This window comes from Cerasicoccus maritimus, assembly GCA_031296935.1.
Classification (GTDB): domain Bacteria; phylum Verrucomicrobiota; class Verrucomicrobiia; order Opitutales; family Cerasicoccaceae; genus Cerasicoccus; species Cerasicoccus maritimus.
This window is the reverse complement of record JAVDPD010000003.1, coordinates 170,940-192,902: the sequence shown is the minus strand read 5'-3', so window position 1 is coordinate 192,902 and position 21,963 is coordinate 170,940. Positions and strand designations below refer to the sequence as shown.

Below are 21,963 nucleotides of genomic sequence, written 5' to 3'. Positions count from 1 at the left end.
CGCTTCGTCGTTGCCGCACCCTGCTGGCGAAGGCCAATCCAGAGCAAATTCATACGCGCCAGCAAACCGCGGCAACGACGAAGCGTTGCCCTCCATTGGACGTTCCAGATGATCGCTACAGCTTCTCAATAGTTGGTGCCTCTTTACGATATTGGAGATCAATCGACTGAACCTCCAGCCAATCGCCACCTTGCTGTGCGCAGACACGCATGCCCACTGACACGCGGCGGGCGCCTTCAGGAATGCGACATGCCGTTGCCAATGTTATCCAATCAGGGAATGCGCCAGGGTATATGCGATCACGATAGATTGGCTCGGTTGTTTTCCCATCGGCCGTCATAAAATACAGAACGACCTCCACAATACAGCCCAGGCTGACCACACCGCGCAGCGTCGCCTCGACCTTCATCTCGCCAGAAACTCCCGCCGCAAGATCCAACCAACGGTAGATACTGCCAAAATCCGAACCTTCAACACGCAAACGCTCAGATGGCTCCAGCAAACGCCGCACTGACATTTCCTCTGAGGGAGACATCGTGGTCACCCATCCCCGTCGAAACTTCTCAGGACCAACCGATTCCGGACCAGCACCCAGAACATCGCCATCAAAAATCGACTCAGTGAAATCTTCCGAACTGACAGTCTTCCAGCTCGCACTCCACCTGGCCAACGGATCAAGACCATCCATCAGCTTGATCATTTCGGGACTCCTGGGCAGCAACGTTCGATCGACCGCCAACCAAGTCGCACGGCAATCGTGGAACCGATCAATTTGCGCTTGCGGCGGCTTCTCTCCATCCCCCTCACTCACCAGCGCCAACCATGCATCATACAATTCTGCTCCGGCAACAGTCACCAGCCAGGCCTTTTCAGTCTGCCCAATAAGCCCCATCACCTTTGCCTTATGATCGACATCTTCAATGCTTTCCGCTGCCTTGATCGCTTGCGCCAAGCAAAGGCCCATCTCTTGGCGGCGTTCCTCGGGATACAACGCAAACTGATCCGGGTTATTCCAATATTTCAGCCAAAAGCCATCACCAGGCTGCGTCATCCAAGCTTCTTCGGCTTCCGCAAAAAAACGGGACATCGCCGGCCCTGCGGGTCCGTAGGCGATATCAAAATAGCGCTCAAGCAGTTCCTCATGATCTTGGTCGACATCCCACGCCAATTGCCCGGCCAGCCAATACTTTGGCGCATCAAAGCCCCAAACAGGATGCCCCGAGAAAAACACGCCACGAGCTCCATGCCTCCACAGAAACTCCAAACTCTCCGCTTCAATCGTCGGGAAATAACGCGGGATCAAATACGGCTGCCCCTGGTAATATTCCCAAGCGCCCAGCATCTCAGGACCAGCCTCGGACCATGCCTCGATCAAGGCTTCATCTTCGCGGCGATACCGGGTATCATACCACTGGCTCTGATCCGTGCAAATGTAGGGCATCACATTGCCCGCAAGCGGGAAGCTCGGCGGCAGCTCCGTCCACATGTAAGCAAGCTGAGTCACTACCACTGGATGTACCGCATCTGCCGCTGCCTCCGCGACCTGATTAGTAAAACCAAAGACCAGGTCGGAATAATTTGGTTTTCGACGAAAGTAACGAAATGGCTGCAAGAACTCACGCGTTCTCTCGGAATCATCATACCGAATCGAATCATTAGTCGCGACCGAAACCGTCAATAAATCTGCGTCGCCTTCTTGCCGATCACCTACATATTCAGCAGCACTTTCAATCACTTTGTCGTTCAATAAATCTGGCTGAGAACCATTACCCCTAACATCACTCAACGGAACATACCGTCCAAACCGCCAGGCCAGCCAATCTGGATTCTCCGACATGATTGCACGCGAGAAAATGCGGTGCAGATTGTGGTTAAATTGAAAGTGGCTGCTGGCACCATTCCGTAAAGCCCAAAGCCCATTCTCATTCTCAGGATTCAACGCGCCGCCTAGCAAAAACTTGCGATCATAAAAATCCGGACGCAAATCACGCCAACCTGCCCGCAGCGTAAAACGCGACTGGCGCGGAATGCGCTCACCCAGCTCGCCGGGAAAAACCCAGGCACAGCCCAGCGATTCTTGCAAAAACCGATACACCCCGCTGCGGGTCGCCAGCGGTGTGCTGCCATTGATCACCAAGCGTCGCGGGTGCGCCAGAATCGATGTCCGCTCCCACGAGCAACTCGCCAACAACTCACGTTGACTATCACCCGTCACGGGTCGCCCATCCCATGAACCATGAATGCGGTCCACCCGAGCACGAACCGTATCGCCAATGAATATGCCATCGGCAACAACCTCGCCACTGGGCTCCGGCAGCACCGGCCATTCCTGCCCCGAGGCAATGCTCAAGATGCGCCCCAAGTCTTCCGCCACTTGGCGAGCCGGCGAGTCAGCCGCCACATTGGCTGGATAATAAATTGGGCCGATGATCGAATCATCAGCCCAAACCACCACCGATTCAATCAGCGGCGTCCGACGCGGCGCCGCCTGGAGCAAGCTAACGCATAAAACAGCAACCCAAAGCAGCCACAGATACTTCATCGTTCGATAGCCTCCACGAAGCGCTGCATCAGCGCCGCTTTGCTCAAGCCCGACTCCACCGCTTGGCGACCGATACGCCCCTTGGCTTCCACTGCTGCCGGATCCATCTCCGCCAGTTGACGGAATAAAGTTTCGGCGGTATCGACGTCGTCATGATCAACCCGCCAACCGCAATCGTGTTCCTTCAAAACATCTCCCACGTGGCACTCCTGCGGCCCAAGCAATAGAATCGGTTTAGCCAGCGAAAGGGCGTTGTAAAACTTACACGGATGCACCACGCCGACCATCTTCTCGCCCATGCTCACCAAGTGCAAATCCGCCGCCGACAGCGAATACTTGATTTGATCGAGAGGCTGATACGGAAGCGCTAAGATGTTGTTTGGCTGATGCTCGGCAATGGCCGCCTCGACGTCTTGCTTCCCCAGACCGCCGCCGATAAAAACGAACACGACCTGCGGACAATCCTGCATACGCAGCGCCGCTTGAATCACCGTCCCCAGCGGATGCACCACCGAATGGTTGCCGCTATACATGACCACAAATTTGCCCTCCAAGCCATGCGCCTTGCGGAACGGATTCTCCGCATGTTCAACGCGCTCCAGGTAAGTTTCCATCGGCCAAGGTGGTATCTCATGATGCACGCACGATGCGTCAGGCCACTTCCGCTGCATCGTCGCCTGCATAAAACGGTCAAGGGAAATCACATCCGCTGAGGCAGCCAAAGCACGCCGGTTCAACCAATCGAACACTTTCACCATGGGATGGCTTTCGGGCAGAATATTTTGCACCACCACTTGGTCCGGATTAATGTCCATCACCCAAAACTTCACCTTGATGCGGCGCAGTAAACGCAAGGCTACGGCCACCCCGCTACCCATTGGTGGAGACGTCGTCACCAGCACCGCATTAGGCTTACGCATAAACAACCCATGCAAAAATGCCTGGAAGCAAAAGAGCAATTGCCCGGCTAAACGCTGCTTGATGCTTCCCTTCCCCAATGATGAAAACGGCAGTCGGCGTATCTGTACTCCATTACGAACTTCCCGCTTCGGAAATTGCTCCTCCGGGTTATCGTAACCGCGATCAGCTGTTAGTACGACAACTTCCCAGCCACGCGCCGCCATCTCTTCGGCCGCATCCGCCATGTATTGCCCCACCGCTGCCGGATCGGGCACATAAACCTGAGAAATGAGTAAGAGTCGTTTCGGCATGTTAATAAATCAGAGGGGAGATACCTTTAAACAGGAAGATCGGAAAAAACGGAAAAGGATATCCCCGCAAAACTGGAGGGCAACGCTTCGTCGTTGCCGCAACATGCTGGAGTAAGCATTGTCATTAGAATAAAACAATCGGTCCAGCGGGACGCTGGCGGCAACGACGAAGCGTTGCCCTCCATAAATGGCTTCATTCACCTTTTAACAATCGTCGGTAGAGCGCCGCATACTGTCCGGCAATTCTCTCAGCCGAAAAACGCTGGGCATTGACGCGGCCTTTTTCGATCAGCCCAGCGCGCCAATCGCCATCGGACAACAACCGTTCAAATCCTGCCCGCATCGATGAAACATCAAGCGGATCTACCAGGCACGCACCATCGCCAGCCGTGTCACTCATCGGCTCGATATTCGACGTTATCACAGCACGCCCAGTTCCCTGCCCTTCCACAATCGGCAAACCAAACCCTTCAAAAGTCGATATCAGCGAGACGATATCCGCCGCCCGGTATTCTTCCACAATCTCCTCCGCCGACAAATTCTGAGCCGTGCTCAGCTTAATCTTATTCTCTCTAAATGCATCCACCTGTTGCTCAGTCGGCTCGCCAATTAAGCGCAGCTCGACATCCAGCCCGCGCAATGCTGCTGCCAGCCGCTCAAGGTTTTTGTTCACCTTGGTTCCCAAACACAAAATGCGCGGCGTGCGTTGCGGGAACTTCTTGGGATCAAATTGAAACGCCGACGAAACCGGATCCGGAATGACCTCCGCATGCGGAATCTGTTCCCCGATCAACCGCTCAGTCGCCCGACGCGAGCTTTCCGAAATAAAGGTGACTACCTGCGCGCGCCGAATCGGCCCTCTGAACCAGAGGTATTCAAACACCCGCTTTTTCCATCCACTGAAGGCATTCGTGTCGCCGGTGTCATGAATCGTCAACACCAGTCCCCGGCGCGGCAAAGCCATCGCCAGGTAATGAACTTCGCCGGTAATGTGATTCACCTCGCCCACATGACGCTTGGCCTGCTGACAATTCTCCCACATCGCTCGCGGCACCGCTGCCCGGTGCGGACAGAAAAACTCCGACTGCACAATGTCCTGCGGCAAAGCGCCCCTCACATCCGCAAACACCTGCTCCATGCTAAACGCACAGCCTTGTTTACGGTAATGAAAAGTAACGTTCATTCAAAGCTGGAGAGCAACGACGAAGCGTTGCCCTCCACAAAAACGTTATTCACCGTGCTCAACCCACTCGGCCTTGCGCTTTTTGATGAATTTAGCGGGATTCCCACCGACAACATCATAGGGCGCCACCGATTTCACCACCAAGCTGCGTGCGCCGACAATGGCGCCTTCTCCCACCGTAACGCCGGGCCCAACAAAAGAGCCCGCAAACACCCAGGAACCACGTTCCAAACGAATGGGCGCCGTCGTTAAGTCCCGCGATGGGCTTTCAATATCATGCGACGCCGTGCAAAGATAAGAATATTGGCTAACCGTGCAATCAACGCCAACGGTGACTTGATCCACACAATAGCAATCTACAAAGTCCCCCAAACAACTGCGCTCCAGCATTTCCAACTTCCAAGGAGCATAGATACGCGCGCTAGGATATACCACAGCACTCTCTGCAATCTTTCCACCGAACAACCGCAACAGTAAGCGCCGCCAACCGAAGAATGTGCGCGGACTGGGTCGAAAAAGAATGCCCCACACGACTCCCCACATGGCGCGCCCCAACTTATTTTTAAAACCCAGTTCCGAATGATAGCTCTCTGGATAAAAATGACGACTCTCGTTAGCATTCATAGACATGCCCTTTGCCCTGAATTATGCGTAGATCCTGCAATGGAAAATGAACCCAGCCTAAGCAACCGCCTCCAACCACTCTGCCCAACTGACATATGTATTAGACCGATCAAAACGCTCCTTAAACAAGCGCCCCGCATTAATTCGAGCACGCTTCAATAGCTCAGAATTCTCTAAATACAGACGAATGGCACCGGCCATGCTTTCAATATCACCGCAGACATATTCTGTTCCGCAATCAAAGTCGGACATCAACTGCGCCATCTCCCCCGGCAAGCTGTTAACGATAGCCAAACCAGCGGCTAGATACTCACCGGCTTTGTAAGGGACTGCCACTTGGGACTCCGGTCGCATCGGAATGACGCCGATATCAACGCTGCCGAGCAAATCCTGTAACGCTTCACCTTCCAGATATCCATGAAAGCGAATCTGCTCCGATAAATCAAGCTCCTCAACCAAACGATGTAGATTGGCTTCTTGCTCTCCCTGCCCGGCTAGGTCCAGTGAAACCGCCGCTCCTTCTTTGAGCAAAAGTGCTACCGCGCGAATCACGGTCTCCAGGTCATAGACCCTTCCCATGGCACCCAGATAAAGTAAACGAACCACGCCACCAACCGGCTCGGAAAGCACTCCGCCTTCAGGCGGCAAAGGCCAAGCTCCTAAGTAACAGACATGAGACGGCTGATGGCTCCCCTTGTTCACCGCCCAGACTTGAAAAGTGTCCGACTGAGCCGAGAGTGCATCAACTGATTGAACTGCTTTGTGCGCCTGACGAAACCAAGGCCGCAACACCAAACGCATCATTGCAGAAGCTCCTGGGAAAGCAGGCGCCAGCATCAGGAAATTATCCGGCCAGGCATCCATGATATCCATCACGACTTTGCAGCCACACCGAACACGCCACTCAGAAGCAACTTTAGCCGTTCCCATCGGCGGCCAACTACAGAGAACCAAATCGGGCGGCGTGGACTCCAACATGTTGCCGCCCTCAACATTTAAATGCTGAGCATAAGCTCGATGATTCCGTAATCGCGCGAGTCCGACATTCCGAGCATAAGGCGGCGCTTCAATCAGTCTTAACTGAAAAGCACCTGCATCCTGAAGCGCCGACTCGTCGACTCGACGCCTGGCTTTCCGCCGATGACTCCAATCGGAGCTCCACCAAACAACCTCATGCCCACGTTCAGACAAAACTCGAGCCAACGACCAATAACGCTGTGGACGCCCTTCGCCTGGGATATCATCAAATGGATTGAGCAGCCAGATCCTCATGCCGACCCATTATTCAGCCCCAGTAAATCACGCCAAACGTCACGGTGGCGTTCGCGGGAGAAGCGCTCGACAAAGCGTTCGCGCGCGGCTTCCCCACACTTTAATCGCCTCTCCGGATCTCTCACCAGAGAATCCATTGCATCTCGCACGCTACGTGCATCGACCACAGACAGCATGGCGCCGCAATCTGGAGTCACTGTAGTTGGAATCTCCGCAATGTCCGACGTAACAATCGCACAACCATGCGCCATCGCCTCCAACAAGGCCAATGGTTGCGCCTCTACCGGATAAGTAGTTGGTAAAACAAAGATGTGGGCAGTCTCTAAAGCTTCTTTTTTTGCCTCTCCCTGAACCCCAGGCGTCCACTCCACCTTGATCCGAGAAGAAGCATTGATTGCATCAACCTGTTCCCTGATCCATGCCGCGGCTTCTGGTATCGACTTGAAGCGCTGATCAAACTCACTGACGACCACCGGCCCACATAGACGCGCTTCGATCAACGGCCCATCTTCCTGCGAAAGCTCGGCCAAGGCTTCCAGAAATTCCGGGTAACCTTTGGTATCATAAAGCGTACTCAGAAAAAGAACACGTAACGGCGTTGCGTTCCGATGCTTTGCCGTAACTTCATCACTGGTGAGCGCCTCATACTCACAGGTGTTTGGCACAACTGCAATAGAATCAGCAGCAATACCTAACTTTTCCAAAGACGCTTCTTGCCGAGGCCCAACGCAACAAAGTTGATGCGCCTGCCGAGCAACCCAACGCAACATACGCGCAGGCAAATCGCTCTTATACCAACGGGTAAAGACCCCTCCATTGAGCGCAGCAAAAGTTCGCGCATCGCGCCTTGAGCGCCAAGTGGCAATCTTTAAAGCCAACCCGTCACGCACCATGGCAAATGGCGTCTGCCCCACCGCAACATGAACCGCATCCCAGCCGCCGGGCCCGGTCATCATCCCCCAATACGCCCTCACCAACTTCACAGCTAAGCCAATATACCGCGAAAAGGCATTTCCAGAACAGCTCCGGTCCAAGTGCGGCAGCTCGCAGCATTCAATCGTGACCGCTTTGCAGGCCAGTATCTTCATGGCAAGCTGCGAAGCAATTGCCTGCCCGGAAAACCCTTGTTCTACTCCAATGTAAATGAAGAGAATGCGCATCAACACATAAATGAAGGCTCTTCGCCACTGCCTAGCAGCCATGAGTATAGCTTCTCATGTTGCTCCGCAACATGGTCCCACGAATATTTTTCCCTCACGAGGTCGTAGCCGGCATCACCCATAGCGCGTAAGTCAGCATCAGGACGATTCAGAAAGTCTAACAGCCCTTGAGCTAAGCGATCATTGTCCAGATGCAATTCTGTCGCTGCATTTGCAGTGAAACCATCCTCCAAGTTGCACGCTGCAGTCATTGCCACGGGCAAACGATAAGCCCATGCTTCCAATACACCCATCGGGAGACCTTCACTGTACGAGGGAAGTATGAAGGCACTGGCATGGCGCAGAGCGCTTGCCTTATCTTGTGCGTGGAGAGCGCCGACAAATCGCACATCTTCTGCCAGTCCTCGATCCGCAATTTCTGTATCTAACTCCCGACGATGATCCCCCTCACTCCAACCCGCAATTGCAATAAACCACTCGTCACGAATCTTTGGACTATCTTTGACGACGCTCGCCCAAGAACGAATCAATGGAAGCAGCCCTTTCTTGGGGTGTATTCTTCCGAGAAACAAAAGCGCTTTACGATCATCAGGCAACCACACGGGAAGAGGTAAATCAACATCCTCAGATGGCAAATCAACTCCATTGGGTATGACCGCAATCGGATTCCGAAGCCCATATTGACGCACACTTTCGGCTTCCTGAAGGCATAGAGCGCTAATGCATGAAGCCCGCTTTAGATGCTCGTTCTCGATAACCGCGCCAAAGAGCTTTTTATTCCACCGAGAGTGTTGTACTGCCCATGCATCGAGCATCCCATGAGGAGAAACGACATAGGGACACCCATAACTATTTGCAAAACGAAGGTTCCGCCATGATGTCATCGTCCACAACCCGTGGGCATGCGTTAGCGCCGGACGCAATTCAGACAGACGAGATTTGATCCCTGGCGCGTAGGCAAGCTGAGCAGGACCTATTGTGGGATACGCTTCCAGATTAACGGTGCCCCACCACCCCATGTCGTTCTCTAAGTCGTTATCTCTGGAGCAAAAAACATTTGGCGCGAATAAGTCCCTCCTCCCCAAAGCTCTCGAAAGCGATGCAAGTGCGACTGATATACCACCGCCTTTACGAGATCCCAAAGCGGTAAGCATCGCCATTTCGATTGGCTCGCTAAGCAGCGCTTCGCTATTATCCATCTGAGGGATTGAGGATTTCTCCATACAGTTTTTCATACTGACATACCATGCTCGGAACTGAAAAGCCCAGTGCTACATCCATACCTCCTGTTTTAAGGCGTGATTGCAGCGCTTCATCCTCACAGACCGCTAATATCTCATCTGTCCAGTTGCTTACATTTAACTCATCCACAATCATCGCGGACTCACGATGTTTAAGAAATTCACGTGTCATATTGTTTGATGCAGCAACAACTGGTAACGAAACCGCTAGAGCTTCAAGAACAACATTGGAGCAACCCTCTCCACGCGAAGGGAATACCAATGCATCGGCATCTACGCCAAAGGCCTGCCAATTCGATTTCTGCCCCGCAAAAACAATTCGATCAGCAACTCCGTGCTTAGCTACTCGGTCTCGAATAATTGCTGCGTGAGCGTGCTCACAATCACCAAAGAGCGTGAGATGAACATCAATACCCGCCTCTACCATATGGGCAATTAGATCAACCAAGAAACAGAGATTTTTGTCAGGAGAGATACGACCAGCATACATCAGTTTGACTGCTGCCGTAGTTTCAAGGGACTGAGGAGGCAAAGATCGCAGGCGCTCAATCTCTAAACCATTAGGAATAGTCTGCAAATGTCGCTTTGCTGCTAACTTTCTGAATATCAAAGGTTCGGCGTGTACTCGATAATTTGCGACGATCTTACGACTGAAGCAGTGTGCGAGCAATCCGCAGTAGTCACGAGTAAGTTTACGCCAATCACCACTATAGCGTAGACTTACACGATGCGAAGTAAGGCTAGGAATATCACGCCAGCCAGAGCTTATGACGGACGGAATCGTTATGACTTCAGGCAGCCATGCATGGATTACATCTGGTTTCCAAGCAGCAATAGCATCGTCGATATTACACCATAGCTCCCGCAATGACCATTTGCCACGGCGCTTAATCGGAATCAGTTCAACATGAGGCTCTATTGAAAAATCTTCTCCTTCGTACAAATACATCGCACCAATGCGATAGCGAGCTGGATCCAAATTGTTCATCAGTAGACGGCACTGGTGCTCTGCCCCGCCTTTGCTTAGGTTACCGATTGCCATCAGGACTGATAGCTTCATGCCGTTACGGGATTGCGCCGAGGATACTGGCTTGCCGGTTTACCTTCAATCGCGCCAGCAATGACCTTAATTTGAACATCTTCATGGAAGTAATGAGCCACGACCTCCTTACAACGTTGAGCAACCGCTTGTCGGTCAGTTTTATGAGTGAACCATTGAGACATCACTCGCGCTAAATCCACCGCATCTCCTTCGTTAAAGAATATCCCAGTTTCCCCAGGAATGATAGCCTCGTACTCAGGCATTTGCTTGCATGCATTTCCATGCGTGATAACGGGGGTGCCTGCTTCCAATGCCGAAATGGCCGTCAATCCAACATTACCCGGCGACACACACACATCGGCGAGACCCATTAACGCACTCACTCGCATTGCATCATAGCAGGCACCATAAAATATAATGTTAGATTCCAATCCTAATTTTCGCACATCATTTTCTAAACGTTCTTTTTCTGGCCCATCTCCAACCAATAAAACATTTATCGACTCACCATACGAAATAAGCTGCGCAGTTGCCTCCAAAAGCAGGGTGAGTTGCTTAACGACTGTCAATCGACCAATAAATACAACGACCTTGTCTGGCTTCTGCGGAAAGATTTCTCTCCCGAGTCTCTCTCGCTCTACAATCGATAAATCTTGGCCTCCGACACTGTCGGCCGAATTATAGACCACATAGAGCTGGTCCGACCGGAACCAATGCCCCTCCAACAATAGACGCGCATGGTTTCCATATAAAAGCAAGCCACTGGATAATCTTAAATACACCAATCTAACCCAACGTTTAAGACGGCTCTCACTACCATAAATACCATGCGTCCACAAAAGAACGCGCTTTCGCCTCAAAAGCGCGATTATTTGAGCAATCCAGTTCGACAAGAGATATGCATCACCTTGCAAGATCAGCACATCATAATCTCCGAACACAGTTCGATGCAAGAAGCTGCTTTGCCAACTCCAACCGCTTTTGCAAAAGTGATTCTTAAGTGGAACAACGGGGTGCGAAACACCATTCCGCAGAGGTATCGAATCAACGATCACTAATCCAGATTCGCGCGCCTCGATTCCTCCAAGAAAAGTAATTGATTCTGATCCAACAAGATCAGCTAGACGTCCAAAGATACGACGCCGGTAATGCACAAAAACGAACTGCTGCAACCAGACTTTCACCTACCTAATACAACCGAAGAGGTATAAAGCTAGCTTGCCACTTCATGCGCGCAAGAGCTCAAGGCTTCGTTAATTACTTCTATATACTGCTCGACCATTTGCTTCCGAGAGTAGCTAGACTCGGCGAAACGCCGCGCAGCGAATCCAGACTCAGAATAATTCTGGGCCAGATACACAATACGTTCAATTAACGCGCCATGATCAGGTGACTCCAACCTCCAGGGGTCTCCGCCATATGGAGCAAGGTAATCGGAGCCTGGACCAACCAACTCCGCCAATGACCCCGTATTGAAACCAGTCACTGCCAATCCTGAAGCTAATGCTTCAATTACAGCATTCGGGCATGGGGGATTGATCTCTAGACTCAAGTAGATATCCGCCTCACGGAGACGCTTCGGCACCTCATCACGAGGCACAGCACCCACTGCGAAAATTCCAGGAATTGCATTCAGTTCTCGTTGTAACTGTGCGTCTATGTTTCCAAGCAGCTCAACTTCTTTGATGTGCCCGGGTTCAATACACTCCCGAGATATACGCCTGAAAAGCTCAACGCCATTGATTTCCGGGGGAATGGTCCCCTCAACACAGATCATTCTGGGAGGGCCCGTGCGCTCTCCTCTCCCACTGGGGTGGTACCGCTCTAAATCTGTTGCATTGCGAATAATATACTCACGGCACTTCGCCGGCCCATAATCACGATGCCACCACTCTCGAATAAAGTTGCTCTGATAAACCACCTCAGAAGCCAGGAACCGTCGAATGATCTTCATGTTCATGTTTTGATACCGGTAGAGCAGCCATTCCCTAGTCTTAACCGGGCCAACGCGATGCGTCCAACGCAATCCATCTAGGCGGTGAACAATCGGCACCCCTCGCCTCTTTAACTGTAACAAAGCACCTAGACGACGAGTCCCACCGACGACAAAAGCTACATCTCCAATTTTATTCTGCCCAAGAAAACCACACTCCCAACCACGACATTCAAGCTCCTGTGATAAATGAATCTGAAAAGTTCCCGGCCCCCCCGACTTCTGGGGCTCATGGGGAAACAATATGCACGGACAAACCATTACAAAAAAACGATAATATTTAGAAACGTGGAGAAAACCAAACAAGAAATCAGGAACAGTCTCCGCTCATCGTGAGTTTCACATAGAGCTCTTGAGCAGAGGCTAACCTATTCAGTTTTCGAATTTGATCAAGCAATATAGTTTTCTCACCATTACGCACAGAAGAAGGCAATGATCCGTTAATTAAACACTTATTGGCCTCTTTCAAACGCATCGATTCATATGTAGCATTAACTGCAATATCTATTTGTGTGTCGTCAAGCGAAGTATGGAGCAAGCCGCCAAGCATACGCGCGAATTCGGCAGGAAATTCTGTTACAGATTGAAACGAAACCACGCGAATCTCGCTAGCAACACTTAATACATAACTGTAATATAATATCCACTCTTCCAATAAATTTCCGACTGCATGAACATCCGATACACACCTATTCATCTGAGCAAGCGAAACCACAGCGCCTAAAGGTTCGCGAACAAGAACTACCGTCGGTATTCCCAAGCGCATTGATTCCTTAAGTGCAGCGATATTGTGATAATGGGACGCTATTTTTTCTGCAGGGTAGAGCCTAGTGACAAAATGATACGTAAAAGTATTCGCACTACGAGGATAGCCCTCAATAGTTAGACATGTAGACTTGCATGGCCAGCGCTTCTTGTCACAACGAACAAAACGGATTAACGCATATGCAAATCTATTTGCCCTGATAAAGTTTCGCACCTGAAAAGCAAAACTCATTATAGTTACAAAATCTTGTTAATAATGCTGCCTCGGCATTTGCATACCGAAATCGGCAAGCATCCTCGGACTTGGCGCATACTGCAACGACAACCACATGCCTAGAGCAACAGAGAAAAATCTAGCGTAAAAAACGCCACCTAAGACCAATGTTGCAACAAAAACAACGCACACAAAAATTAGTGAAAAGTTATAATGCACTAAGCCTCTCAATTTTTTTGCATTACGATCAAGCGCCATTACAACAAAGACAATAAATAAAGCAACTGTCGCAGGAATACCATGGTCGAAGGCATACTCAATAAATGAATTATGGCTAGACAATGGAAGTAAGCCCGCTTGGTTGTAAATGACACTAGCAGCCAAGCCATGCCCCCATAACGGTGAATCTAATATCTGACCGAGGTAAACCTCCTGTGCGTATAATCTTGCCTGGACACTACCATCTGTAGCTAAAGTCTCACGCCCCATCACCACATTCAGCGCTCGGTCAAGCATGCTACCGTTTACACTTCCATCCGAAGTCAAATAATAAACACCAACGCCACATAAAATCATAATAGCCCCAAAGACAGCGATGATTGGAACAACAGAGGCAAATGACTGCTTACGCCCTTGAAAAATAACCCCTGAAACAATTTCATTTAAGAACAACAACCCAAAGAATACAACAATCTGAAGCATACCGCCACGCGAACCAGTAAGCAATATTGTAGCAAATGACATAGTCAGAAAAGCATATCTCATAACGACTTTATCACGAAAATACGTCAAGGCCAGCAATACAACAGTCACCACAATGCCAAATGCCGCACGATTTGGCTGCATAAAGAAGCCAAATGCACGCCCTGAAGCTGTAGAAGATATTTTCGTTTCTCTAAACTGTGTCGCTACCTGCTTCGCTTCCTCCTGCATTTGTGCAACTGCTTTGAAAACACCTGGGAAAAAGTAGCTAATCAGAATTCCCACAACTGAAATAAACCAACAGAGCAAAATCCATTTACCAAGTTCACGAACTCCCTCCTCACGCACAAATACTGCCGTTGCCACCACCAACAAAAAGCTCAACACTTGGTATCCCAAAAAGCTTAATGGAAAAACGGGACTTACAACAACAAGAAAAATCGGCAGGGCAGTATACAGGAACATGAACACCTTGACTTTTCCCGATAGTAAAAACATAAGAGCAGAACTGCGATTTACGTAACAATACAGAGCCAAACCCAAAAGGCTCAACACTCCAATTAATCGAAACGAAACACCACCGGCAGCTGCAGCAAATGTAAACATAAAGGTATAGTTAATTACCATTACTGCCAGATAAAAATACTTAGCAAATTTCCTCATAAGCACACACAAACACTAGAAGATTTATTCACTTCCCAACGAGCATTAAACTGAACAAATTAATCAATACGAAAACGCTCATTCGCAAAGTCATCATCATACCTATATGCATCAATCCCAAAAACCTCTAAAATCTTCATAACTTCTCGCACTTCACCTTCAGGGACTTTCTTTCTCCAAGAATTAACTAATGCGCTGCGACTCCCACCTTGCGTCAACAGAGCCTGCCTCTCAGGCGTTGACATACGCAATACTGCAGATGCTTTTTGAGATTGCTTCAGCATACGAGATTTATCACTCAGATTAAAATATCGAGCAAAACAATCGATCATTGCCTCTGGATTAACAACAGCATCTTCATAAGAAACGACCATGTAATCTCTATGCGTTGAAGTCAGCGGAACATAGTTATGAAGACACCAAGCAACCACCCCCTTAGCAAGATGCCCTGAGCCTGCCCTCACCCTCTCAACCAACTCTCGCTGCTCCACAGTAAACTTGAGCCGATAGTCCGATTTCTCAAAAACGTCTAAAAGCGGAAACACTTTCCGACTCAAAGAAACTGGTATCGGATGACGTATGACCACCGCCGCTTGAGCATGATACCGCCGTACAAACCAATCAATACGATCCATACCAGCGTGAATTACCTTGAAGACAATCCGATCAGTTAGCAAATCACTATGATGTCTTAAAGGATTTGGATTATGATAACGTATGCCCCCACCTATAATACGATCAATGTAAGAAGCAATCTGACTATCTACATCATCACTCCAAAGAGCATCAAATGAATCCACCCCTAAATCACGCGCAACTTGTGGCATTCGAACGTTAAAGGGTTCAGAGCAATACTTAATCCCCTTCTGCGACCAAACCATTTCCATAAACCACGTAGACCCTCCACGCGGCGTCGCAAAAAGAAAGATATTTGGCTCACTTCCTTGTGTATGAATATTGCTCCAAGACTTAGCAAAACGCGCAAGACAGTTACTCATTATTAATACTATGTGGATTTCCTGAGAACAGCTTATGACGTACTTTCCTTCGCCATAAGCGCAATACTGCCACAAAAAAATAATCAAAAACGTGGCTCAGTTGATCGAAAGTAAACATTTTAGATTCAATAACAGCATTCTCATACACACCAACCTGTTTTGCTACTATAGAATCAATTAGGAAGTCTTCAACAAAGCGCTGGCGCAAATATGTGCCAACACCCTCTCGTTGCCCAGGAACCCTCGCCAATCGCTCTAGTATTTCCAGTGCGTCGCCTGCGGCAACCTTAGGATAGCTAGCACGCTCAGTAAAATTGGCACAGAAGCCTGCATCAAAGCTTGTGCCATCAAGTACCCTTGGATAATTACTTTGACAATCCGGCACCAAAACAGGCTTTGAACAAGCTGCTGCTTCCATAACCACTCGCCCCATTCCCAATACGCAATCAACTGCCGGAATATAATCAGCCGATTTCTCTGTAAACGGTAAATCAGTTAGTAGCTTTGATTCGGAACCCAGCCTTCCTTCAATGTAATCTTTAACCATCTGACTATCTGGTGTACCGATAATTATAAGCTGAAATTGAATACTCCTACGCCTAAACTCATCAGCAAGATTCAATATTTGAACGAAGAGCAATCTCTTACTCTCAGTGATGCGCGAGATAGCAAGTATAGAAAATAAATTAGGAGCAAGCAGTGCAAGTAGCTCTTCAACCCGCCCCACACGATGAACAGGCTCATCTACCCGATTTGGAAACAAGGAAATTCGACTTTTAGAAAAACGCTGATTACCTAGAAAGACGGACTCATCATCTGCCGAATTTACAATGATATCCTTCGCCAATGGATAGTAGCTTGATTTAATTGTCGGCCCCCCTGGTTTAGTCAACACCACAGGCACCCCACAAATAGCACTAGCAAAACGCGCATAAATATAAGCAGTAGGATTATAAGCATGCAACACATCCACCTGATATTCACGTAAGCATTCGCAAAGCTTCCCCAATCCTCTACGCAAACGGAAATAACCAACACGCAGGAGCCTGACTTCAACCACCTCATTTCTCAACGCTTCGGGAAAAAAGTCCCCAAGGCAGAAGATAGTAGCCTTGTGCCCATGCCTACACATTGCCCTAGCAACAGTCAGACAACTCCGATAGTGTCCGCCCTTTCCGCTATTAGACCGACGGAAACAGGTTATAACAAATCCTACGTCCACTGAGACAAACCAATCTTCTTGCAAATCTTAGCAGTAGCCTCCCGAACCAAATCGACATCTTGCTTTTGAAACATGACCAACTCGAAGAAGCTAAGTGAAGTATGACGGAGATAAAGCATTATAAAACACACAGCCACACACACATTGACGATAGACAAAGAAATTGCTGCGCCCGGCGCACCGTAGTCATTCACCAACCAGAAACATAGTGAAAAATTAATAATAGTGCCAGGCAACGTTGCAAACATAGCAAGCATTGGCTTCCCCCGACCAGCCAAATCCATGTTCAACAAACGAAACAGCGACATAGCGACAACCCCTGGAAGCATAAAGCGTACAACGGTAGCGCTCAAATGGAATTCATCCCCATACAACAGCGACATAATCAGGTCACAACTAAACCATAAAACTGTCGCCCCCACCAAGGATAGAACTAGTACAAAACGAAAAATCACTGCCACCTTTTTTGAAAAAACAGCAGCATCCTTTGCATTTGCACTACGGGAAAAAACAATCGCTCCCACAGCCATAGGAATTTGAGTCAGCAGCTCTGCAAATGAAGCACCAATGCCAAAAATCCCAATTGCCGCCACATCATCATTTCCCTCTAGGACAATCACTGGAACTCGCTGATTCAACATTCGTATAAACAGTGCGGTCGAAAACAAGAGCCCCATCATAACAATCCTCCGAATCAGACCCCAATCCGAAGACAAGCCAAGCGAATGCTTCGCACCAAAAATCCTTAAACCAAGAAATACGATTGGCGCAATGGCGCAAACACCAGCAAGCTGAGCACCATTCACCCCCCCATTCAGAAAAATGACAAACAAACCTGTAAAAAAAGCAGCGAGAATAGCAGGCAACCACTGAAATCGATTATAAGATCTAGTATCCTCAGCACCAAGCAATATACCGCGACAGTACGATTGAAAAAGGCGAAATGGAATAATCGAAACGGCCAATAAAATCATTAAGGGCGTAAACAATACATTACCCGTTGCAATAATTAATACAGCAGCAACGATAACACTTAGTGAAGTAGATATCAAATATAGCGTTGCAATTGCATTTATAATAGACTGCTGGCCATAATGGCTTTTTGCCGTAAAATAGACAGCAGACTGTCTAACACCCATATCCGAAAAACTCACGACTAGCGAAGGATAGACAGCAATAGCGGTCAACAAACCCTTACCACTTGGACCAAGACATCTCGCCGTCATCACGCTAGTGGCCATCGTAAAAATAAGAACTGAGATATTACTTCCCAGCACTCTTGAAACATCTCCGAGTATCGAACCTTTCATCCCCCCAAAAAAATTCCAGCACTATACTCGTGCACCCGTAATCCAACGCACTTCAGGCTCCAAAGCAACACCATGAATACGCAAAACCGTTGAGCGGACTAGATCGATTAGATTAGCAATATCTCTAGCAGTTGCTTCACCTGAATTCTCTATCCAATTCGCATGCTTATTACTGACACTGGCACCTCCAACAATTGCGCCCTTCAACCCTGCCGTGTCAATATACCAAGCTGCAGGCTTGCCATTACATGCCTTAAATGTGCTTCCCGCAGTAGGCTTATCCAATGGCTGCTTGCGTTTGCGCTCTGCCAAATGCTCCAGTGTCCGTATTCTAATCGCAGAAGGATCACCTGAAACAGCCATAGAAAAGCGAGCAGACACGACGATAGCACCATCTTGCTGTATCAAGCTTTGTCGATAATTAAACCCGAGAGAATCCCTAGATAGCACATGGCATTTCCCTTCCCTATCGATAACACTAGCATCAACAATCACATCAGCAATTTCCCTGGGATGAAATGCCGTTGTGCCGGCATTCATGCATACACCACCACCAACTGTCCCCGGAATTCCAATTAGAAATTCATATCCGGCACATCCATGAGCAGCTGCAAACTTCGCGAGTCGCGGCAGAGATACACCTGATTCAGCATAAATATTTGCCCCTACTACACTCAATCCACGCAGCGAATTACGGGTATGTATCACCAAGCCATCCACCCCCTCATCAGGGACTAAAATATTCGAACCGCGTCCAAGACAATAGACTGGACATGCATTACTCCTTGCCCAATCCAAAACGTATCCAAACTCATCAACCTTAGGCTCGCAATACCAACGAGCGTACCCTCCAACTCTCCAGGTCGTAAACCTAGCCAGCGGCACATTTTCACTAATCAGACTCCTCACGAAACACACTCGTTCGATTTAAACAAGATCAAACTCAATACCCAAAGCACGCAGTTTCAATTCCATTTGATTATACCCACGCAAGGCCATACCAACATCACGAACAACACTTCTTCCTTCTGCCAATAGAGCTGCCATAACCAAGGCCATGCTACCTCGCAAATCTGTGGAATTCACTTCAGCTCCAATAAGGCGCACTGGGCCAGCAACGCGTATCATAGCTGAATCCCCCACTGACCAATCCAATCCACTAGACCCTAATAGACTCAATTGCTCTAAATATGAAACACGCTTAGGATAGCGGTAGTCCACAATCAAGCTACGGCCAGCAGCTTTCATAGCCAAAAGCACATAAAACGGCTGCATATCTGAAATGATTCCAGGATGCGTTCCACAAGCCAACTCAAATGGCTGCAAAGAACTACGCGCAAAACACAAAGGGGATACATACACCGAACTGTTATTTCGGAAAAAGTCGACTCCAGACTCCTGCAAGTGAAGTAGCGGCATGCTCATATCTTCAAAAGGCACGTTTTCTACCGTAACCGAACCGGATGATAACGCTGCATAGATGATCCATGTCAAAGCTTCAATACGATCAGATATAACTTTGACCGTTGCGCCACGCAAGCAGCCACCAATGCCCTGAATAACGATCTGACTATTGCCTTCAACATGAATAGCGGCCCCCATTAGACATAATAACTCAATTAAGTTACGAATTTCAGGAGTTACATAAGCATTCCTCAAAATCGTAACCCCACTCGCTACCGCTCCACATAACAAAGCATTCTCCGTTCCACCTACAGTTGTTATAGGAAAAATAATTTCGGAGCCGACCAAACCACGCGGACCCGCAATAATCTCAATGTGATCTTCGTGCTCTACTACTTCACAACCCAGACGACGCCAAACCTCGATGTGGAGATCGTATTTACGCTCACCAAGCTTACACCCACCAGGATAGGGAATGCGTGACCGTCCAAAACGAACCAACTGCCCTACAGGCAACAGATAAGTCGTCCGTATCGGAAGATCATAGTCCATCGGCGGTTCATCAACTAGACCACCCGCATTTACCTTAACGGTATTTCGTGTAGAATTGAACTGGACCTGGCACCCAATTGCTCGCATGAAACGAGCTTTGTGTAACACGTCCAACAGTTCGGTTGGGAAATTTGACAAGACCACATCTTCATTAGTCAACAATGCCGCGGCCAACAATCGAGTTGCGGCATTCTTAGCTCCACTGACGGAAACACTACCTTGTGGAATTTGACCACCTATTACCGAAAGATTTATCTGTTTATTTACATCCATTACAAGTCATCCTCAAGAGCTGTTATTTCCTAATAAAATGCACAATAGGCAAAGGATTGGCATCCTCACTCCAGCCATATTCATGGAACACTAGTCGATCCCCAAAAGCTTGCTGATCTCGCATAACAACCTGAACCTCCCAACCAGGTGTTAAAAAGCTTTCATCCCACCATTTCGCATGTGTAATAACTAGCGAAGCACCTTGCTTGAACATTGGCAGAACACGGTTAAAAAAAGCCTTACGAGACTTTGTATTACAATGATTCAATACAGAAAACGCTATCCCAAACTCCCCCCAATTCTTCAAATTGAGAGAATCAATATTAAAATCATCAATCATTTCCAAGACAGGGCCTTTAGGGGACAAGCCTTCTTCAATGACAATTTTCCTAGCAGCATCGATAAAGCTAACGTTATAATCAAATCCACAATACGATCCTTCATCCAAAAAATCTATAAAATAACGCCCCGCACGAATTGGGCCACAACCAATATCGACTAGCCTAGACGCATGAGTTAAACCAAGCTCACGCAAGAGATCCAATTGAAACTTGCCCCGCAAGTCCCACATATCAGCCCCACCTCCAAGGTATTTCTTATAGCTCTCCAACTCAATACCTTCATCAGAAAGTGCGACCGATTTATACGAAGCAGGCGGCCCTTCCCTATTTGCATTGGGGAAACGCAGATGACCAGATATTTTATTAATTAACTTTTTCAACAACGATTTTTTCATATTAGTTAGGCCCTACAACAATTACCCCTCTCTACTCGCGAATTCCTCAAACCACGCATCATCCTTCTCATACCCAAGCTCCTTCAGCATAATGAACAAATCGGGATGCTGTGAAAATACGACCTGAACGCGTTCCCGATGCGACTCACTTCGCCACTTTCCATGCCTACCTTTGTTGACTTTTTGCCATTCGAACTTTCCAGATTTAGCGCTACCCTCGCCATACACCAGACGATCTGGACGTTCGTAAAAGCTAGAAAATGAAGAGCTAAATCGAAGATGTGAATTACTACTGACATGCTCCTGAACCGCATCCGCGTCTGCAACAAGATCTTCATATTTAAGAACTATAACATTCACACCCACCGAAGAATAACTTCGCACTTTCATTAATTGATCATACAACTGACACATCCCTGCTCGACCGCCTTTTCGAGACAAGTAATCCACATAGTAGTCTCCGGGATAGTCTTGATGGATTGAAGTCAGAACATCCCGAACATCGCGATAAAGGACAATAGCAGTGATTTGTTTACGATAAGGATTATGGCTAGAAATAAAATCTAACTTAAACATATCATCAGGCACTTTAGAAATATAATTGCCAGGGCGCACCATCCATTCTACTGCGGTCGTTTCACGATTCACATAATCAAAGCCGTCAAGTGATGCAGTAATCATATTAAACATCAGCGACGTCCCACTACGAGGAAAGCCGCAAACAAAGACATGCTGGTAATCATAACGCCTGAAACTAGCAAATACACTCAGTAACCAATAGCGCAGCCACCAAATAAATCGACTAAGCTTTTTTTTAAGCTCTTTGCTTATACATTTCATACGCATGAATAGCAAT

Annotated in this window: 19 protein-coding genes; all 19 read right to left on the bottom strand. The window is 48.5% G+C overall.

The window, feature by feature from the left end; all coding sequences use genetic code 11:
* Positions 1-115 precede the first annotated feature (115 nt).
* The 19 genes from RBB62_RS02620 to RBB62_RS02530 all read right to left on the bottom strand — a co-directional run bounded on the left by RBB62_RS02620 (position 116) and on the right by RBB62_RS02530 (position 21,947).
* Positions 116-2,542, bottom strand: coding sequence for a DUF4838 domain-containing protein (locus RBB62_RS02620; protein ID WP_309396729.1), 2,427 nt, complete (start codon positions 2,540-2,542; stop codon positions 116-118).
* Positions 2,539-3,753, bottom strand: coding sequence for a glycosyltransferase family 4 protein (locus RBB62_RS02615; RefSeq protein ID WP_309396727.1), 1,215 nt, complete (start codon positions 3,751-3,753; stop codon positions 2,539-2,541). The genes RBB62_RS02620 and RBB62_RS02615 overlap by 4 nt, the downstream gene beginning before the upstream one ends.
* A gap of 193 nt (positions 3,754-3,946) precedes the next feature.
* Positions 3,947-4,936, bottom strand: coding sequence for a glycosyltransferase (locus RBB62_RS02610; RefSeq protein ID WP_309396725.1), 990 nt, complete (start codon positions 4,934-4,936; stop codon positions 3,947-3,949).
* 45 nt (positions 4,937-4,981) lie between these two features.
* A complete protein-coding gene (locus tag RBB62_RS02605; protein WP_309396723.1) occupies positions 4,982-5,560 on the bottom strand; it encodes an LbetaH domain-containing protein in 579 nt (192 codons plus the stop codon).
* Between the two features lie 57 nt (positions 5,561-5,617).
* The gene (locus RBB62_RS02600) at positions 5,618-6,832 is read right to left on the bottom strand and encodes a glycosyltransferase family 4 protein (protein WP_309396721.1); all 1,215 of its coding nucleotides are present in this window, start codon (positions 6,830-6,832) and stop codon (positions 5,618-5,620) included.
* Positions 6,829-7,992, bottom strand: coding sequence for a glycosyltransferase family 4 protein (locus RBB62_RS02595; RefSeq protein WP_309396719.1), 1,164 nt, complete (start codon positions 7,990-7,992; stop codon positions 6,829-6,831). The genes RBB62_RS02600 and RBB62_RS02595 overlap by 4 nt, the downstream gene beginning before the upstream one ends.
* Positions 7,992-9,191 carry a glycosyltransferase gene (locus RBB62_RS02590; protein ID WP_309396717.1) on the bottom strand — a complete coding sequence of 400 codons (1,200 nt, stop codon included), beginning with the start codon at positions 9,189-9,191 and terminating at the stop codon, positions 7,992-7,994. Before RBB62_RS02590 ends, RBB62_RS02595 begins: the two co-directional genes overlap by 1 nt.
* Complete coding sequence (locus tag RBB62_RS02585; RefSeq protein WP_309396716.1) at positions 9,184-10,293, bottom strand: glycosyltransferase; 1,110 nt, start codon at positions 10,291-10,293, stop codon at positions 9,184-9,186. The genes RBB62_RS02590 and RBB62_RS02585 overlap by 8 nt, the downstream gene beginning before the upstream one ends.
* On the bottom strand, positions 10,290-11,459 hold the full coding sequence (locus RBB62_RS02580) for a glycosyltransferase family 4 protein (protein WP_309396714.1): 1,170 nt from the start codon (positions 11,457-11,459) through the stop codon (positions 10,290-10,292). The genes RBB62_RS02585 and RBB62_RS02580 overlap by 4 nt, the downstream gene beginning before the upstream one ends.
* Before the next feature lie 29 nt (positions 11,460-11,488).
* Complete coding sequence (locus RBB62_RS02575) at positions 11,489-12,235, bottom strand: glycosyltransferase family 4 protein (RefSeq protein ID WP_309396712.1); 747 nt, start codon at positions 12,233-12,235, stop codon at positions 11,489-11,491.
* Between the two features lie 343 nt (positions 12,236-12,578).
* A complete protein-coding gene (locus RBB62_RS02570; RefSeq protein ID WP_309396710.1) occupies positions 12,579-13,265 on the bottom strand; it encodes a hypothetical protein in 687 nt (228 codons plus the stop codon).
* Positions 13,266-13,283: 18 nt separating this feature from the next.
* The gene (locus RBB62_RS02565) at positions 13,284-14,612 is read right to left on the bottom strand and encodes an O-antigen ligase family protein (RefSeq protein ID WP_309396708.1); all 1,329 of its coding nucleotides are present in this window, start codon (positions 14,610-14,612) and stop codon (positions 13,284-13,286) included.
* 59 nt (positions 14,613-14,671) lie between these two features.
* Positions 14,672-15,610, bottom strand: a complete 939-nt coding sequence (locus tag RBB62_RS02560) for a sulfotransferase domain-containing protein (protein ID WP_309396706.1) — start codon at positions 15,608-15,610, stop codon at positions 14,672-14,674.
* Entirely contained in the window at positions 15,603-16,832 is a 1,230-nt protein-coding gene (locus RBB62_RS02555; RefSeq protein ID WP_309396704.1) for a glycosyltransferase family 4 protein, read from the bottom strand. Before RBB62_RS02555 ends, RBB62_RS02560 begins: the two co-directional genes overlap by 8 nt.
* Positions 16,823-18,142 carry an MATE family efflux transporter gene (locus RBB62_RS02550; protein WP_309396702.1) on the bottom strand — a complete coding sequence of 440 codons (1,320 nt, stop codon included), beginning with the start codon at positions 18,140-18,142 and terminating at the stop codon, positions 16,823-16,825. The genes RBB62_RS02555 and RBB62_RS02550 overlap by 10 nt, the downstream gene beginning before the upstream one ends.
* Positions 18,143-18,163: 21 nt before the next feature.
* Complete coding sequence (gene murB / locus RBB62_RS02545) at positions 18,164-19,051, bottom strand: UDP-N-acetylmuramate dehydrogenase (protein WP_309396699.1); 888 nt, start codon at positions 19,049-19,051, stop codon at positions 18,164-18,166.
* Between the two features lie 18 nt (positions 19,052-19,069).
* The gene (locus RBB62_RS02540) at positions 19,070-20,371 is read right to left on the bottom strand and encodes a UDP-N-acetylglucosamine 1-carboxyvinyltransferase (protein WP_309396697.1); all 1,302 of its coding nucleotides are present in this window, start codon (positions 20,369-20,371) and stop codon (positions 19,070-19,072) included.
* 22 nt (positions 20,372-20,393) lie between these two features.
* Entirely contained in the window at positions 20,394-21,107 is a 714-nt protein-coding gene (locus RBB62_RS02535; protein WP_309396695.1) for a class I SAM-dependent methyltransferase, read from the bottom strand.
* 21 nt (positions 21,108-21,128) lie between these two features.
* A complete protein-coding gene (locus RBB62_RS02530; RefSeq protein ID WP_309396693.1) occupies positions 21,129-21,947 on the bottom strand; it encodes a sulfotransferase domain-containing protein in 819 nt (272 codons plus the stop codon).
* Between the last annotated feature and the right edge of the window lie 16 nt (positions 21,948-21,963).